This is a genomic window from Brevundimonas sp. Soil_N_31, assembly GCF_057655995.1.
Window position 1 is genome coordinate 422,385 of the sequence record NZ_JBDGLE010000001.1, and the last position, 15,317, is coordinate 437,701.

Here is a 15,317-nt window from a genome sequence, read left to right on the forward strand (position 1 = left end):
GTCAGTCGACCTTCTTGAAGATCACGGCCGCATTGGTGCCGCCGAAGCCGAAGCTGTTGGACATCGCCACGTCGATCTTCTTGGCCTTGCCCTTGTGCGGGATCAGGTCGATCGGCGTCTCCATCTCCGGGTCGTCCAGGTTGATGGTCGGCGGCGCCATCTGGTCGCGGATGGCCAGGACCGAGAAGATGCTCTCGATCGCCCCGGCGGCGCCCAGCAGGTGGCCCGTCATCGACTTGGTGGACGACACGGCCAGATCCTTGGCGTGATCGCCGACCAGGCGTTCGACCGCCTTCAGCTCGATCCAGTCGGCCATGGTCGAGGTGCCGTGGGTGTTGACGTAGTCGAGGTCCGACGGCTGCATCCCGGCGCGCTTCAGCGCCGCCTTCATGGCCCGCAGACCGCCGTCGCCGTCTTCGGATGGTGCGGTGATGTGATAGGCGTCGCCGCTCATGCCGTAGCCGACGACCTCGGCGTAGATCTTGGCCCCGCGCGCCTTGGCGTGTTCGTATTCTTCCAGAACCATGACGCCCGCGCCCTCGCCCATGACGAAGCCCGCATGGCCGCGGTCATAGGGACGCGAGGCCTTCTCCGGCGTGTCGTTATAGGCGGTGCAAAGCGCCTTGCAGGCCAGGAAGCCCGCGATGCCGATCGGCACGACCGAGCTTTCGGCGCCGCCCGCCACCATGACGTCGGCGTCCCCCAGGGCGATCATCCGGGCCGCGTCGCCGATGGCGTGGGCGCCCGTGGCGCAGGCGGTGACGACCGAGTGGTTCGGGCCCTTCAGGCCGTGGCGGATCGAGATCTGGCCCGACGCCAGGTTGATCAGGGCCGAGGGGATGAAGAAGGGGCTGACGCGACGAACACCCTGTTCCTTCAGCACGATGGCCGTGTCGGCGATGGGGCCCAGGCCGCCGATGCCGGAACCGACCATGACGCCGGTGGCTTCCTTGTCGTCTTCCGATTCCGGCTTCCAGTTCGCGTCAGCCAGCGCCTCGTCCGCCGCCGCGATGGCGTACAGGATGAAATCGTCGACGCGCTTGCGGTCCTTGGCCGACATCACCTGATCGGGATCGAAGACGCCCGGTTGCCCGGCCTCGCCGCCGCCGCGTCCGTCGACGCTGGGGACTTCGCCCGCGATGGTGCAGCCATAGCCTTCGGTGTCAAAAGCGGTGATCGGACGAATGCCCGACCGGCCGTCCAGAATGCCCTGCCAGACGTGCTCGACGCCCGAACCGAGCGGAGTGACCAGGCCAAGGCCCGTGATGACGACGCGGCGCATGGTTCGCGCTCCTTCTTGGTCAGAATCGTAGCCAGAAACACTAATGGCCGCCGGACGGTCCCGCTAGGGTCCCGTCACGGCGGCCATCAGCTTGGTTAAGTGCGACGGATCGCAGCCGGATCAGGCGGCCAGCTTCTCGTCGATGAACTTCACCGCGTCGCCGACGGTCTGGATGTGCTCAGCGGCGTCATCCGGGATTTCGACGTCGAATTCTTCTTCGAAGGCCATGACCAGTTCGACGTTGTCGAGCGAGTCAGCGCCCAGGTCGTCGATGAAGGAAGCCTTCTCGGTGACCTTGTCCGGATCGGCGTCCAGGTGGTCGATCACGATCTTGCGGACGCGTTCGAGGGTGTCGGACATGAGTGTCTCTCTTGCCTGTTTGAAATCGCCGTGATGGCGGGTCGTGGGTTGTTTCGCCGTGTCACGGCTGCCTGCCGGGATCAAGCCTCAATGAGACTCACCCCCGAAAGACGTTCGTGCCCTTTAGCACAGGGTGACGGCGTGGAAATAGTCTGTTGCGCGTCGTGATGACGCCGCGCAACGGGTTCAGATCATCGCCATGCCGCCGTTGACGTGCAGCGTCTGGCCCGTGACGTAGGCCGCTTCATCCGACGACAGATAGACGGCGGCCGAGGCGATCTCGTCGCCCGCGCCCAGGCGCCCGGCCGGAATCTTAGACAGGATGGCCTCGCGCTGCTGGTCGTTCAGCACGTCGGTCATCGGCGAGGCGATGAAGCCCGGCGCGATGCAGTTGACCGTGATCCCGCGCGAACCGACTTCCTGAGCCAGAGACTTGGAGAAGCCGATCATCCCGGCCTTGGAGGCGGAATAGTTGGTCTGGCCGGGGTTGCCGGTGACGCCGACCACCGAGGTGACGCCGATGATGCGGCCCGAACGGCGCTTCATCATCCCCTTCACCGCCGCGCGGGTCAGGCGGAAATAGCTTTCGAGGTTGATCTGGATGACGGACTGGAAGTCCTCGTCCTTCATCCGCATCAGCAGGCCGTCCTTGGTGATGCCCGCGTTGGCGACCAGGATGTCCAGCGGAGCGCCCGCCGCCGTCTCGGCCGCGTTCACCAGATTATCGACCGACTCCGGATCCGAAAGGTTCGCCGTGGCGAAGTGGGCGCGCTCGCCCAGCTCCTTGGCCAGATCGGCCAGCACGGCTTCGCGCGTGCCGGACAGGACGACGGTCGCCCCTTGCGCGTGCAGGGCGCGAGCGATGGCTCCGCCGATGCCGCCGGTGGCGCCGGTCACGAGGGCGGTCTTGCCGGTAAGGTTGAACATCTCTGTCTCTCCTCTTCCTTCTCCCCTTGCGGGAGAAGGTGGCCCGTCAGGGCCGGATGAGGGGTCTTGCCGACCCCTGCCGTGTCTTCAATCTTGAGAGGCCGCAGCGACCCCTCATCCGTCTGGCTGCGCCAGCCACCTTCTCCCGCAAGGGGAGAAGGATCAAAGGCTTTTCGCGAAGGCTTCCAGCTCTTCGGCCGTGTTCAGCGCCAGAGCCTCGGCGTCGGGGGCGATGCGCTTGGCCATGCCGGTCAGCACCTTGCCCGAGCCGACTTCGACGAAGCGGGTCACGCCGCCTTCAGAGGCCATCCACTCCATGCTCTCGCGCCAGCGCACACGGCCCGTGACCTGCTCGACCAGCAGGCGGCGGATGACCTCGGCGTCGGTTTCCGGGCGGGCGGTGACGTTGGCGACCACCGGCACGACGGGCGCGATGATCTTGGCGTCCGCCAGAGCGGCGGCCATTTCATCGGCGGCGGGCTGCATCAGCGGACAGTGGAAAGGCGCCGAGACGTTCAGCGGAATGGCGCGCGCGCCCAGTTCCTTGGCCTTCTCGATAGCCAGATCCACGGCGGCCTTGTCGCCCGAGATGACGACGTTGCCCTTGTTGTTGTCGTTGGCGACGACACAGACGCCCGCCGCCGAACCGGCCTTGGCGGCCTCTTCAGCCAGCGCCAGATCGGTCTTGGGACCGATCAGCGAGGCCATCGCGCCCTTGCCCACCGGCACGGCGCGCTGCATGGCCTGACCGCGCAGCTTCAGCAGGCGCGCAGTGTCCGACAGGCTGATCGCGCCCGCCGCCGCCAGGGCCGAATATTCGCCCAGCGAGTGACCAGCGACGAAGGCGGCGCGCGCCAGGTCGACGCCGAACTCGACCTTCAGCACCCGCGCCGTGGCGACCGACACGGCCATCAGGGCGGGCTGGGCGTTCTCGGTCAGGGTCAGCTGATCTTCCGGCCCTTCGCGCATCAGCTCGAACAGCTTCTGGTTCAGGGCGTCGTCCACCTCGGCGAAGACCTCGCGCGCGCTGGCGAAGGCGTCAGACAGGGCGAAGCCCATGCCGACCGACTGGCTGCCCTGACCGGGAAAGAGAAGCGCGAGGCTCATCCGGGATCGTCCGTCATCCGTTGAATCAAGCCGCGAGGGGTAGGCGAATCCCTCCCCTACGGCAAGAAGAACGCCGCCGTTTCACCCCCGCTCATCCCGGCGGGCGCCGGGATTCAGTACTTGGCTGCAAGGCGCTGAGGCCGACAGGACACGGCTCAGGCCGGGCGCTCTATCTCAATCAGCGGCTTGCAGCCGCCATGGGACGGAACTGCATCACCACCTTGCCTCGCCCGCTGAGATCGAAGCCGCCATTGTCGCCCACAGGCGCTTCATCCATGCAGACCTCGCGCGGGCGCGCCGTATCATTCAGGCAGAACTGCCCGTCGGCGCGACGCCACGTGCCTTCACGCGCCACCGGACCGCCGGGTTCCGACATGGTGAAGGAGCCGTCGGCCTTCAGATCGACGTCGGCTACAGTCCCGTCCATCATCGTGACCTTGTAGGCTCCGCCAGGAGAGCGACCTTGATCGTACTGACTTTGGGCGGCGTCGCCGCAGGCGGCCAGGGCGACGAAGGCGGCCATGCTGGCCAGGATGGTGATACGCATAAATCCCCCTTGAACATTGAGGCGACTGGCGTCGCCGTTGATCAAGCCAATGCCGCTGTTCGCGCCGAAGTTCCCAGTTAGTCCTTGATTTCCGCCGTGCAGGGGCGGTCGTCCGGCCCCGCCGCGCCGTTGCAGCGACGCAGGGCCAGCAGGGTGTCCTGCGTCTCGATCAACCGCTTGGTCCCATCGGCCTGCCGCTCCAGCGTGAAGGCGTCATACAGCCCGCCCGTCGCCGTGAAGGCGCGGAACGACAGGCGATCCGCCTCGACGTCGATCAGCTGATACAGCTCGGTGTTTTCGGCCGCGCGCACGGGCTGCGTGTCCGCCCTGTCATTCAGCCCGTACATCTTGGAGCCCGTGACAGAGACGACATAGACCGGCCCTTGCGGACGGCCCGCCGCGCTGTCGGCGCGCGACGCCTCGGCCCCGGCGGGGTTGGAGACGCGGCCGTAGCAATGGTCATGCCCCTGCAGCACCAGATCGATGTTGCGGGCGTCGAAGATCGGCTTCCACGCGGCCTTCAGCGCTTCGGTGTCTTCAGGCCGGGCGCAGGTGTAGATCGGCTGGTGGAACAGGGCGACGTTCCAGCGCGCCGGGCTTTCGGCCAGCACCTTGTCCAGCCAACGCGTCTGGCTTTCCCCTGCGCCCAGGTCGATCGCCGCCGTGCCGTCCAGCACGATGAAGCGCACGCCCTGATAGTCGACGTAATAGCTGGTCGCCTTGGCCCCCTCGGCGCCGTTGTTCGGCAGGGCGAACTGCAGCGGCCAGTGCGGGCCCAGGACGCGCGATTCCTCGCCGTTCGGCAGGATGTGGTCGACGTACTCGTGGTTGCCGCTGGCGGGCAGCTGCGGCGTCATGGCGAAGGCGCGCCCGCCGGCCTCGGTCCATTCGCCCCACTCGTCGTCGTGAACCTTGACCTCGCGTTGGGCCACCAGATCGCCTGCGTGGACGACCAGGGCCGCCGGTCCCGCCTCCTTGAAGGCCGAGCGGATCACGCGCGAACCGATCTCCAGAATGTCGTTCTGGGTGTCCCCCAGATAGATGAAGCGGAAGGGCGCGAACTCGGCCTTGGCCGTGCGGAACGGCAGCCACTCGCTCCAGCCGTCGGCGGCGCGCACGCGATAGACATAGCGCGTGTCCGGCTTCAGCCCGTCGAAGCGCGCCTGATGATAGAGGGCGCGGCCGTTCTCGTTCTCGATCGGCGCCGTGGTCCCGGCCACGGTGCGGGCGGCGAAGCCCAGCAGGGGGCCGTCGATCTCCTCGGCGATCTGGGCCTCGGCGGCGGTCTGGCGCGCATCGGTGCGCCAGGCGACGGCGGCGCCGCGCGCGGCGTCGGCGGCCGGGCTCAGCACGATGCGGTCGGCCCAGCCCTTGGCGGCCCAGCGGCCGTTCGGCGCGTGCAGCGGCGGCGGCGGCTGATCGGGGTCCGGCGGCGCGACGACCTGAGCCATCGAAGGCGCGGCGGCCAGCAGGACGGATGCGGCCAGACAAGCGACGGACAGCTTCATGACGATGTTTCCCCGAACCGATATGGTCGAGGGCGAGGCCTAGCGGCCCAATGCGACGGTTCGCCGGGGCTTTTGTGAAACTCCTGCGAGGAATAGGCCGCCTACGACGGGATCAGGCCCAGCAGCTCCTTGCCCGCCAGCACCGCGAACAGCAGGGCCGCCGCCCCCAGCAACAGGTTGGAAATCCAGCCGCTGCGCCATTCCTGCGGCGTCCGGGCGCTGTTCAGCAGCCACAGAAGCGTCCCGGCCAGGAAGGGCATGAACAGGCTGCCCAACACCCCATATGCGACAATCAGCCCGAACGGCCGATCCATGAACAGCAGCAGCATCGGCGGGAAGGTCAGCCACAGGGCGTAGGCGCGGAACGCCCGGCTCTTGTCGCCGCGCGCCTTGGGATCGTTGGAGCGGCCGCGCACATGGGCCGTGAAGTCGGCGAACATGAGGCTGACGCCCTGCCACACGCCCAGCAGGCTTGAGAAGCTGGTGGCCCAGAAGCCGACCAGGAACAGGATGGAGATCGTCCGCCCGAACCGCTCGCGCAGCACCTGGTCCAGATCCAGCAGGCCCCGGTCCCCGCCCTGCAAGGCGATGCCCGCGCTATAGAGCAGCTCGGCCCCGACGATCAGCATGGCGACCACGAAGACGCCGGTGACGATATAGGCCACCCGATTGTCCAGCCGCATGACCGCCATCCAGCCCGGCCCCTTCCAGCCCTTGGCGTTCAGCCAGTAGCCGTAGGCCGCCATGGTGATGGTGCCGCCCACCCCGCCGATCAGGCCCAGGGTGTAGAAGACGGATCCTTCCGGCAGGCTCGGCCACAGGCCGGTCAGCAGTTCAGGCAGGTTCGGCGTGACGATCACGGCCAGGCCGACGACGGTGACGAACATCACCCCGACGCAGGCCGTCATCACCTTCTCGAACAGGCCGTAGCCGCCGAACCAGACGAAGATCAGCCCGGCGACCCCGCTCAACATCCCCCAGGCCTTGAGATCCAGCACGGGGAACAGCGCCGCCAGCGGCAGCGCCGTCGAGGTCATGGCCGCCGCCCCATAGACGAAGCCCCACACCACCACATAGACGCCGAAATAGAGCCCGGCCCAGTTCAGCCGCCCGTCCAGCCAGCCGCCTCCCAAACGAGAACGCCCCAGGCTGGACCAGCCTTCGAACATCGTCCGCTCGCTGGACAGGGTCCACCGGCCCACGGCCTCGGCCAGGGCGATCTTCAGCACGGTCCCGACGACGGCGGCCCACAGCAGGGCGTAGCCGAAGCGCGATCCGGCGATCAGGGTGGCGACCAGATCGCCCGCCCCCACCCCGGTCGCGGCCACCACGATTCCCGGCCCGATCAGCGACCAGCGGTTCCTCGGCGTCGGCGTTTGCGTCATGCTGAAGGCTCCGGTTGCGTGATCCCCAACCGTGCCGCGCTTCGCCGCCCCTGCCAATCGCCGGCGTAAAGGCCGCCGCGCCTTGCCCTGCCGGGGTTTTTCCCGTATAGGCGCGCCCTTTCCAGGGCTTCGGTCCTGCTGCGGAATGTCAAAGGGTCGGGAAACTCCCGTCCGCCGCGTCAGGAGCCATCGTGGACGAACTACCCGGTTCGCCCGCGCCGATGTCCGCCAAGGGAGAATGCCGCATGGCTCTTTACGAGCACACGGTCATGACGCGCCAGGATATCTCGGCGCAACAGGCCGAAGCGCTGAACGACACCATCAAGGCTCTGATCGAAGAAGGCGGCGGCTCCGTCGCCAAGATCGAGTACTGGGGTCTGCGCAACCTGACCTACCGGGTCAAGAAGAACCGCAAGGCTCACTATTCGCTGATGGCCGTTGATTGCCCGCCGGCCGCCATGGCCGAAGTCGAGCGTCAGCTGTCGATCAACGAAGACGTGCTGCGCTGGCTGACCATCCGCGTCGAGGAACTCGACCTGGAGCTGTCGCCCCTGCTGGCTCGCCGCGAACGCGAACGTGACCGCAGCGGCCCGCGCACCGACGACGCCGCGGCTTCGGAATAAGGAACCGGATCATGACCGATACGACTGCCCCCATCCCGGGCGCTCCGGCCGGCTCCGGCCCGGCCCGTCGCCCCTTCTATCGTCGCCGCAAGGTCTGCCCGTTCTCGGGCGCCAACGCGCCGAAGATCGACTACAAGGACGTGAAGCTGCTGCAGCGTTACGTCTCCGAACGCGGCAAGATCGTGCCTTCGCGCATCACCGCCGTTTCCGCCAAGAAGCAACGCGAACTGGCCAAGGCCATCAAGCGCGCCCGCTACCTGGCCCTCCTGCCGTACGTGGTGAAGTAAGATGAAGGTCGTTCTGCTGGAACGCGTCGAGAACCTCGGCGCCATCGGCGACGTCGTCACCGTCAAGGACGGCTTCGCCCGTAACTTCCTCCTGCCGCGCGACAAGGCGCGTCGGGCCACGGAAGCCAATCTGAAAGCCTTCGAAATCGAGCGCGTCGCCATTGAGGCCCGCAACGACAAGAACAAGGCTGAAGCTCAGAAGATCGCCGACAAGATCGACGGTCAGAGCTACGTCATGATCCGTCAGGCCGGTGAAACCGGCCAGCTGTACGGCTCGGTCGCCGGTCGCGACGTCGCTGAGGCCGTTCGCGCCGAAGGCGGCAAGGTCGAGCGCTCGCAGGTCGTGCTGAACACGGCGATCAAGACGCTGGGCGTCCACGAAGTGCTGGTTCGCCTGCACCCCGAGGTCTCGGCCACCGTCAAGATCAACATCGCCCGTTCGGCCGACGAAGCTGAGCGTCAGGCGAAGGGCGAGGACGTGATCCGCGCTCAGTTCGACGACGAGCGTAACGCCGCCGACCAGGCCGCTCAGGAGCTGCTGGAAGGCGGCGCCGGCCAACAGGAAGGCTTCGGCGACGAAGCCTGATCCTGTCGCTTCGGCGAGATGATCGAGGGGCGTTTCCGCAAGGAAGCGCCCCTTTTTCTTGGGCTGAATACCCCCCTTGTTCCGCTCACACTTTAGCTTTCCTAAACATCTCCACACATAATCTCGATAGGCGTCGCCGCTTTCGCACCGCAATATCGCCATGGCTCGTCACCGTTGACGGGCAGGAGATAATGATGCGCCCCGGCCTTTACGCCCGACTGCATCGCCCGGTGATCCGACCGGCGCGATGTCCGTGCCAGCGACCCTGAAGCCACCCCCTCCGACCGGTCCGCCGCCGGTCCGTGGTTTCCATCCGCTTCCAGACTTCCGTTTCCAGACGCAGCCGGCGTTCGCCCTCCCGCGACGGCGAGCCCTGACGCGCGTCCAATCAGAAAAGACGACCTCTCGAGATGACCTCCCGCTTCCCCCGCCGCCCCGCCCTTCTGGCCGCCGTATCCGGCGCCGCCCTGCTGATCGCCGGCGCCGCCTTGGCCCAAACTGTTCCTGACGACGCGACCTCGGTCGACGACATCGTGGTGACGGGCACCCGCGCCCCGGCCCGCTCGCGCCTGGACACCCTGGCCCCCGTCGACGTGGTGACGGCCGAGGCCCTGCAGAACCGCGGCACGACCGAGTTCGCCGCCGCCTTGGCCCAGACGGTGCCGTCCCTGACCTTCCAGCGGCCCTCGGCCAACGACGGCACGGACTCGATCCGTCCCGCCACTCTTCGCGGCCTGTCGCCGGACCAGACCCTGGTGCTGGTCAACGGCACGCGCCGTCACGCCTCGGCCCTGGTCAACGTCAACGGCACGGTCGGGCGCGGCTCGGCCGCCGTCGATCTGAACGCCATCCCCAGCGGCGCCCTGGACCGGGTCGAGGTGCTGCGCGACGGCGCCTCGGCGCAATACGGCTCGGACGCCATCGCCGGGGTCGTCAACCTGCGCCTCAAGGAAGCCCGCGAGGGCGGCGGCGCCAGCGTCACCTACGGCCAGTACTTCACCAGCGTAGAGACTGCCCGCGGCGAGCGGGATGAAGAGGACGGCCGCGCCGTCACCGTCTCGGCCTGGCAGGGCTTCAGCCTGGGCTCGGACGGCTTCCTGACCCTGTCGGCGGAATATTCCGACCGCGACCCGACCAACCGTTCGGACTACGATCCGCGCGCCGCCGCCAACGGCGCGATCACCGCCCGCTTCGGCGATCCCAAGGTCGAGCAGTGGAGCGTCTTCGCCAATGCGGGCAAGCCGCTGAACGCCGATTGGGAGGCCTACGGCTGGGCCGGCTATCAGGAGCGCGACAGCGCCTCGGCCGCCTTCCCGCGCCTGTCGGACAACCCCAACAACGTGCCGTCCATCTATCCTAACGGCTTCCTGCCCAAGATCGCCATCAACTCCCAGGACGTTTCCGCCGCCGGCGGCGTGCGCGGGACGCTGGCCGGATGGGACGCGGACTTCAGCCTGGTCTATGGCCGCAACGCCCTGGAATTCCGCGCTGAGGATTCGCTGAACGCCACCTATGGCGCCAACTCCCTGACCAGCTTCGATTCCGGCGGCCTGACCTATGACCAGCTGGTCTTCGGCGCCGACTTCACCCGTCAGTTCGAGATCGGCCTGGACGGCGGCCCGTTGAACTTCGCCTGGGGTCTGGAGGCCCGCAAGGAGAACTACAAGATCGACGCCGGTCAGCCGGAATCGTGGAACCGCGGCCCGCTGGGATCGAACACCGCCCTGGCTGGCGGTGCCCAGGGCTTCCCCGGCTTCCAGCCCTCGAACGCGGTCGATGAAGACCGCGACGCCGTGGCCCTGTACGCCGACGTCGAAATCCCGCTGACCGAGAAGCTGACGGTCGAGGGCGCGCTGCGCGTCGAGGACTATTCCGACTTCGGCGACGCCCAGACGGGCAAGTTCGCCGCCCGCTACGACTTCAATCCGAACTTCGCCCTGCGCGGCTCGGTTTCCACCGGCTTCCGCGCCCCGTCGCTGCAGCAGAGCTTCTTCACCTCGACCTCCTCGGTCGTCCAGAACGGCGGCTTCGTCGAAACCGGCACCTTCCCCGCCACCAGCGAGGTCGCCTCGGTCCTGGGCGCCCGCCCGCTTAAGGCCGAGACCTCGACCAACTACACCCTGGGCGCCGTGATCCGTCTGGGGAATTTCGACCTGACGATCGACGCCTATCGCATTGAGATCGAGAACCAGATCGTCCTGTCGGAACTGATCAACCGCAGCTTCTCGCCCCAGGTCGCCGGCCTGCTGGACCCGCTGGGCGTCCAGGCTGCGCGCTTCTTCCTCAATGGGGTGTCGACCGAGACCGAAGGCGTCGACATCGTCGGCCGCTATCGCCTGCGCACCGAGGCGGCGGGCGACTGGGACTTCACCGTCGCCGCCAACGTCAACGATGTCAGCGTGACCAAGATCCCGACCTCCTCCTCGGTGCTGAACCCGGTCCCGACCCTGTTCGCGCGCCAGCGCATCCTGACCATCGAGGAAGGCACGCCGGACACCAAGGTCGCGGCCTCGGCCGACTGGAGCCAGGGCCGTTGGGGCGCGACCGCGCGGGCGACCTATTACGCCAGCGTGCTGCAGCCCGGCTCGACGTCCGCCAACGACTATTCGACCGGCGACAAGACCACCATCGACCTGGAAGGCCGCTTCCAGATCACCGACCGGGTCGGCCTGGCCATCGGCGTGGACAACGTCTTCGACGAGTACCCGGACTTCGTGCCCGCCAACCTGAACAACAACGGCGTACTGGGCTTCCCCTACTACTCGCCGTTCGGGTTCAACGGCCGCTACGGTTACGCCCGCCTGAACGTGAAGTGGTGATCGGCTTGGAGCGCGCGCATCGGGGCTTCCTCCCTGTCCTTTGAGCGCGCCTCCCTCGTCAGACGCGGCGGCCCGCGGGGAGCCGCCGCGTCTGACGAAAACTTAATGTGATACGACGTTCGCCGGTCATGGTTCGGTCGCGAACCGCGCGCTAGGCTTCACCGTCTCGCGGGAGGGAAGCCCATGAAAGCCGCCACATTCGCCGCCGTCGCCGCCCTGGCGCTGTCCGCCCTGCCCAGCGCGGCCGCCGCCATGACGGTGCAGGAGTTCCTGACCTCCGCCAATCGCATCCCCCGCAATCCCACGGCGCTGCTGCGGTCGGACACGCGGCGGCTGATGAATGAGATGAACGGGGCCTTCAAAGCGGTGCGCGACGATCAGGCCGCCGCCAAGGCCGCAGGACGGCGCTCCGCGACCTGCATCCCCGAAGGCGCCAAGATCAGCCTGTCGCCCGACATGATCCTGAATCGCTTCAACGCCATCCCGGCCCAGCGACGCAACATCAGCGTCAATCAGGCCGTCCGCGAATGGATGGCCGAGGAATACCCCTGCCCCGCCTGATCGGCTCCTGAACCCTTGCACAGCGGCGCAGGCGAGCGCATCTAGCCCCCATGTCGCGTTCCGTTCACATCCTATTCGCCTCGTCGCTAGGCGCCCTGACGCTGCTCGCCTCCGCGCCTCTGGCCCAGGCCCAGTCGTCCGACATGACCGTCCAGCAGTTTCTGACGATCGGCCAGAACATCCCGCGCAACCGCGCCGTGGCCATGATGCGCCCGGACACCCGCCGCCTGATCCGCGTCGTCACCGGCGCCGTCAGCACGGTGAAGGCCGAGCAGGCCTCGGCCGTCTCGGCGGGCCGCACGCCGGCGCACTGCATCCCCGCCTCCGGCACCGGCATCACGCCCGAGGCTCTGGTCGCGCGCTTCGAGACCATGCCGGAATCGCGTCGCCGCATCACCGTCACCCAGGCCGTGCGCGACTGGATGGCCGAGCGCTACCCCTGCCGCGCCTGACGACCTCCTACTGATCCGACAGCGGTTTTCCGGCCCGTCCACAGGCGTCGGCGACTGTCCACGACCACGACCCCGCCCGCGTCTGACGTAGGGCGCGCCTATGCGTATTGATGATGTCGATGAACGCCTTCGCCCCAATGCCCTACGATTCCGCCAACGACGCCGTGCAGGTGTCGTCCATGCCCCACAACCTGGAGGCGGAGCAGGCCCTCCTGGGCTCGCTGATGTTCGACAACGCCGTGTTCGAGCGCCTGTCGGACCGACTGCGCGGCAGCCATTTCTACGAGCCCTTCCACCAGCGCCTGTTCGACGCGATCGAGGACCACATCCGTCAGGGCCTGCTGGCCGAGCCGACCATCCTGATGGAGCGATTCAAGCAGGATCCGGCGTTTCAGGAGTTCGGCGGCCTGCGCTATCTGGCTGATCTGGTGGACCGGGCGCCGCCCGCCGCCAACGCCCCGGACTACGCCCGCGTCGTCTATGACCTGGCCCTGCGCCGCGACCTGATCCGCATCGGCGGCGAGATCATCAAGGAGGCGCCCAACCCCGAAACGCCCGCCGACGAACAGATCGAACAGGCCGAGCAAACCCTCTACTCCCTGGCCGAGACGGGCAAGCCGTCGTCGGGCTTCGTCAGCTTCTCCCACGCCCTGTCGGGCGCCGTCGAAATGGCGGGCGAGGCCTATCAGCGCGAGGGCAAGCTGGCCGGTCTGGCCACGCGCCTGGACGATTTGGACCAGAAGCTGGGCGGCCTGCACCCCTCGGACCTTCTGATCCTCGCGGGCCGTCCGTCGATGGGCAAGACGGCGCTGGCCACCAACATCGCCTTCAACGTGGCGCGCAACTATCGCTGGGAGCCGACGCCGGAGGGCGGGCGCAAGACCGTCGACGGCGGCGTCGTCGCCTTCTACTCGCTGGAAATGAGCGCCGAACAGCTGGCCATGCGTATCCTGGCCGATGCGTCGGGCGTGTCCTCGGACAAGCTGAGAAAGGGCGAGATTGACGCCTCGGATTTCGGCAAGATCCGCGACGCCGCCATCGAGATCGGCGAAAGCCCGCTCTACATCGACGCCACCGGCGGCCTGTCCATCTCAAAGCTGGCGGCGCGCGCGCGACGCCTGAAGCGGATGGAGAACGGCCTGGACCTGATCGTGGTCGACTATCTCCAGCTCGTGACGACCGGCGACAACAGCCAGAAGAACCGGGTGCAGGAAGTGTCCGAAATCACCGGCGGCCTGAAGGCGCTGGCCAAGGAGCTGAACGTCCCCATCATCGCCCTGTCGCAGCTGTCGCGTCAGGTCGAGCAGCGCGAGGACAAGCGGCCCCAGTTGTCCGACCTGCGTGAATCCGGCTCGATCGAGCAGGACGCCGACTGCGTCATGTTCGTCTATCGCGAAAGCTACTACCTGGGCCGGGCCGAGCCGCGCGAAGGCACCGAAGAACACCTGAAGTGGCAGGAAGACATGGACCGCCTGCAGCATCAGGCCGAGGTGGTCATCGGCAAGCAGCGCCACGGTCCCATCGGCATCGTCAAGTTGGCGTTCGATTCCAACACCACCCGCTTCGGCAACCTGGCCCACGACGGCCGCTACGGCGGCGCCTATGCGGATATTCCGGAGTAGGAACGCCCCCTGCCGTCATCGTCGGGCTTGACCCGACGATCCAGCCGCGCCGACGCCTGACGCATCCCCGGCTGCGTCTGCTGGATGCCCGGATCAAGTCCGGGCATGACGGCGATAGAAGGGGCGGATGGTCGCGCAAAGGCTAGCGCCGCCTGAACAGCGGCCTATAACCGTCGCCATGACCTCCCCCGTCCTCGCTCCCGCCGTCCTCAACGTCGATCTGGACGCGCTCGCCCGCAACTATCGCACCCTGGGCGCCGTCAGCGGCGCGCCGGTCAATCCGGTCGTGAAGGCCGACGGCTACGGCCTGGGCGCCGCCGCCGTGACCCGGCGCCTGATGGCCGAAGGCGCGCGCACCTTCTTCGTCGCCCGCGCGGCCGAGGGCGTGCGCCTACGCGAGGCGATCGGGCCCGAGCCGGTCATCTATATTCTGGACGGCTGCCACGGCGACGGGGCGGCCATGCTCAAGGCCTCGAACCTGCGGCCCGTCATCAACCACCCGACCCAGCTTCAGACCTGGCAGGCGGCGGGCGGCGGGGCTTGCGGGCTTCAGATCGACACCGGCATGAACCGGCTGGGCTTCCGCGTCGAGGACGCGCCCGAACCGTTCGAGGGCCTCGAACTGGTGATGACCCATCTGGCCTGCGCCGACGAACCGTCGAACCCGCTGAACCGGGCCCAGCGCGACGCCTATGCGGCGGCGGCGGCCCGCTATCCGGGCGTGACGCGCTCCTTCGCCAACTCGGGGGGCTGCTTCCTGGGGCCGGACTTCGCCTTCGACGTGGTGCGTCCGGGCATCTGCCTCTACGGCGGCGGGCCGGAAGGCCGCCCACATGATAAGATCGCGCCCGTCGCCAGCCTGATCGCCCAGGCAGTGCAGGTGCGCGACGTGCCCGCAGGCGAAACCGTCGGCTATTCGCAAGGGTATAAGGCGGAGCGGCCGATGCGCGTGGCCACCTGCGGCGCGGGCTACGCCGACGGCGTGCTGCGCTCCTACAGCCCCAAGGGGCAGCTTTTCATCGCGGGCGAGATGCGGCCCATCATCGGCCGGGTGTCGATGGACGTGCTGGCGGTCGATGTGACCGGCCTCGACGTCAAGGCGGGCGATCCGGTCGAGATCTTCGGCGCCAATCGCCTGATCGACGACGCGGCGGCGGCGGCGGGCACCATCAGCTATGAGCTACTGACCTCGATCACGCCGCGCGTGCCGCGCGTCTATCAGGGCCGAACAGCAAAGAGCTGAGGCGCAGG

15 protein-coding genes are annotated in these 15,317 nt (G+C 67.7%); 8 read left to right on the top strand and 7 right to left on the bottom strand.

Translation table 11 applies throughout. The annotated features are described in order from the left end of the window. Window position 1: 1 nt before the first annotated feature. The 7 genes from fabF to AC3A3G_RS02075 form a co-directional block, all read right to left on the bottom strand. Window positions 2-1,282, bottom strand: a complete 1,281-nt coding sequence (gene fabF / locus AC3A3G_RS02045; protein WP_200215864.1) for a beta-ketoacyl-ACP synthase II — start codon at window positions 1,280-1,282, stop codon at window positions 2-4. 120 nt (window positions 1,283-1,402) lie between these two features. Continuing rightward, on the bottom strand, window positions 1,403-1,642 hold the full coding sequence (locus tag AC3A3G_RS02050; protein ID WP_003165440.1) for an acyl carrier protein: 240 nt from the start codon (window positions 1,640-1,642) through the stop codon (window positions 1,403-1,405). 186 nt (window positions 1,643-1,828) lie between these two features. Further along, window positions 1,829-2,569 carry a 3-oxoacyl-[acyl-carrier-protein] reductase gene (gene fabG, locus AC3A3G_RS02055; protein WP_200166814.1) on the bottom strand — a complete coding sequence of 247 codons (741 nt, stop codon included), beginning with the start codon at window positions 2,567-2,569 and terminating at the stop codon, window positions 1,829-1,831. 162 nt (window positions 2,570-2,731) lie between these two features. Further along, window positions 2,732-3,676, bottom strand: a complete 945-nt coding sequence (gene fabD, locus AC3A3G_RS02060) for an ACP S-malonyltransferase (RefSeq protein ID WP_200215862.1) — start codon at window positions 3,674-3,676, stop codon at window positions 2,732-2,734. A 178-nt stretch (window positions 3,677-3,854) separates the two neighbouring features. Further along, window positions 3,855-4,223: a hypothetical protein gene (locus AC3A3G_RS02065; RefSeq protein ID WP_200215860.1), complete on the bottom strand. Its 369-nt coding sequence runs from the start codon at window positions 4,221-4,223 to the stop codon at window positions 3,855-3,857. Window positions 4,224-4,300: 77 nt separating this feature from the next. Continuing rightward, on the bottom strand, window positions 4,301-5,731 hold the full coding sequence (locus AC3A3G_RS02070; protein WP_368923907.1) for a purple acid phosphatase family protein: 1,431 nt from the start codon (window positions 5,729-5,731) through the stop codon (window positions 4,301-4,303). 101 nt (window positions 5,732-5,832) lie between these two features. After that, window positions 5,833-7,116: an Nramp family divalent metal transporter gene (locus AC3A3G_RS02075; protein ID WP_487487428.1), complete on the bottom strand. Its 1,284-nt coding sequence runs from the start codon at window positions 7,114-7,116 to the stop codon at window positions 5,833-5,835. Between the two features lie 245 nt (window positions 7,117-7,361). Here AC3A3G_RS02075 and rpsF point away from each other — a divergent pair, with 245 nt between their 5' ends. The 8 genes from rpsF (at window position 7,362) to alr (ending at window position 15,309) form a co-directional block, all read left to right on the top strand. Continuing rightward, entirely contained in the window at window positions 7,362-7,739 is a 378-nt protein-coding gene (gene rpsF, locus AC3A3G_RS02080; RefSeq protein WP_087139219.1) for a 30S ribosomal protein S6, read from the top strand. A gap of 11 nt (window positions 7,740-7,750) precedes the next feature. Continuing rightward, the gene (rpsR, locus tag AC3A3G_RS02085; RefSeq protein ID WP_003167100.1) at window positions 7,751-8,026 is read left to right on the top strand and encodes a 30S ribosomal protein S18; all 276 of its coding nucleotides are present in this window, start codon (window positions 7,751-7,753) and stop codon (window positions 8,024-8,026) included. Between the two features lies 1 nt (window position 8,027). After that, a complete protein-coding gene (gene rplI / locus AC3A3G_RS02090; RefSeq protein WP_125899765.1) occupies window positions 8,028-8,612 on the top strand; it encodes a 50S ribosomal protein L9 in 585 nt (194 codons plus the stop codon). 410 nt (window positions 8,613-9,022) lie between these two features. Next, window positions 9,023-11,431, top strand: coding sequence for a TonB-dependent receptor plug domain-containing protein (locus AC3A3G_RS02095; RefSeq protein WP_200215858.1), 2,409 nt, complete (start codon window positions 9,023-9,025; stop codon window positions 11,429-11,431). A 183-nt stretch (window positions 11,432-11,614) separates the two neighbouring features. Continuing rightward, window positions 11,615-11,992, top strand: a complete 378-nt coding sequence (locus tag AC3A3G_RS02100) for a hypothetical protein (RefSeq protein WP_200166805.1) — start codon at window positions 11,615-11,617, stop codon at window positions 11,990-11,992. A 50-nt stretch (window positions 11,993-12,042) separates the two neighbouring features. Continuing rightward, the gene (locus tag AC3A3G_RS02105; RefSeq protein ID WP_200166803.1) at window positions 12,043-12,444 is read left to right on the top strand and encodes a hypothetical protein; all 402 of its coding nucleotides are present in this window, start codon (window positions 12,043-12,045) and stop codon (window positions 12,442-12,444) included. A 119-nt stretch (window positions 12,445-12,563) separates the two neighbouring features. Continuing rightward, window positions 12,564-14,066, top strand: a complete 1,503-nt coding sequence (locus tag AC3A3G_RS02110) for a replicative DNA helicase (protein ID WP_200215857.1) — start codon at window positions 12,564-12,566, stop codon at window positions 14,064-14,066. A 178-nt stretch (window positions 14,067-14,244) separates the two neighbouring features. After that, on the top strand, window positions 14,245-15,309 hold the full coding sequence (gene alr / locus AC3A3G_RS02115) for an alanine racemase (RefSeq protein WP_487487429.1): 1,065 nt from the start codon (window positions 14,245-14,247) through the stop codon (window positions 15,307-15,309). The last annotated feature ends 8 nt before the right edge of the window (window positions 15,310-15,317 follow it).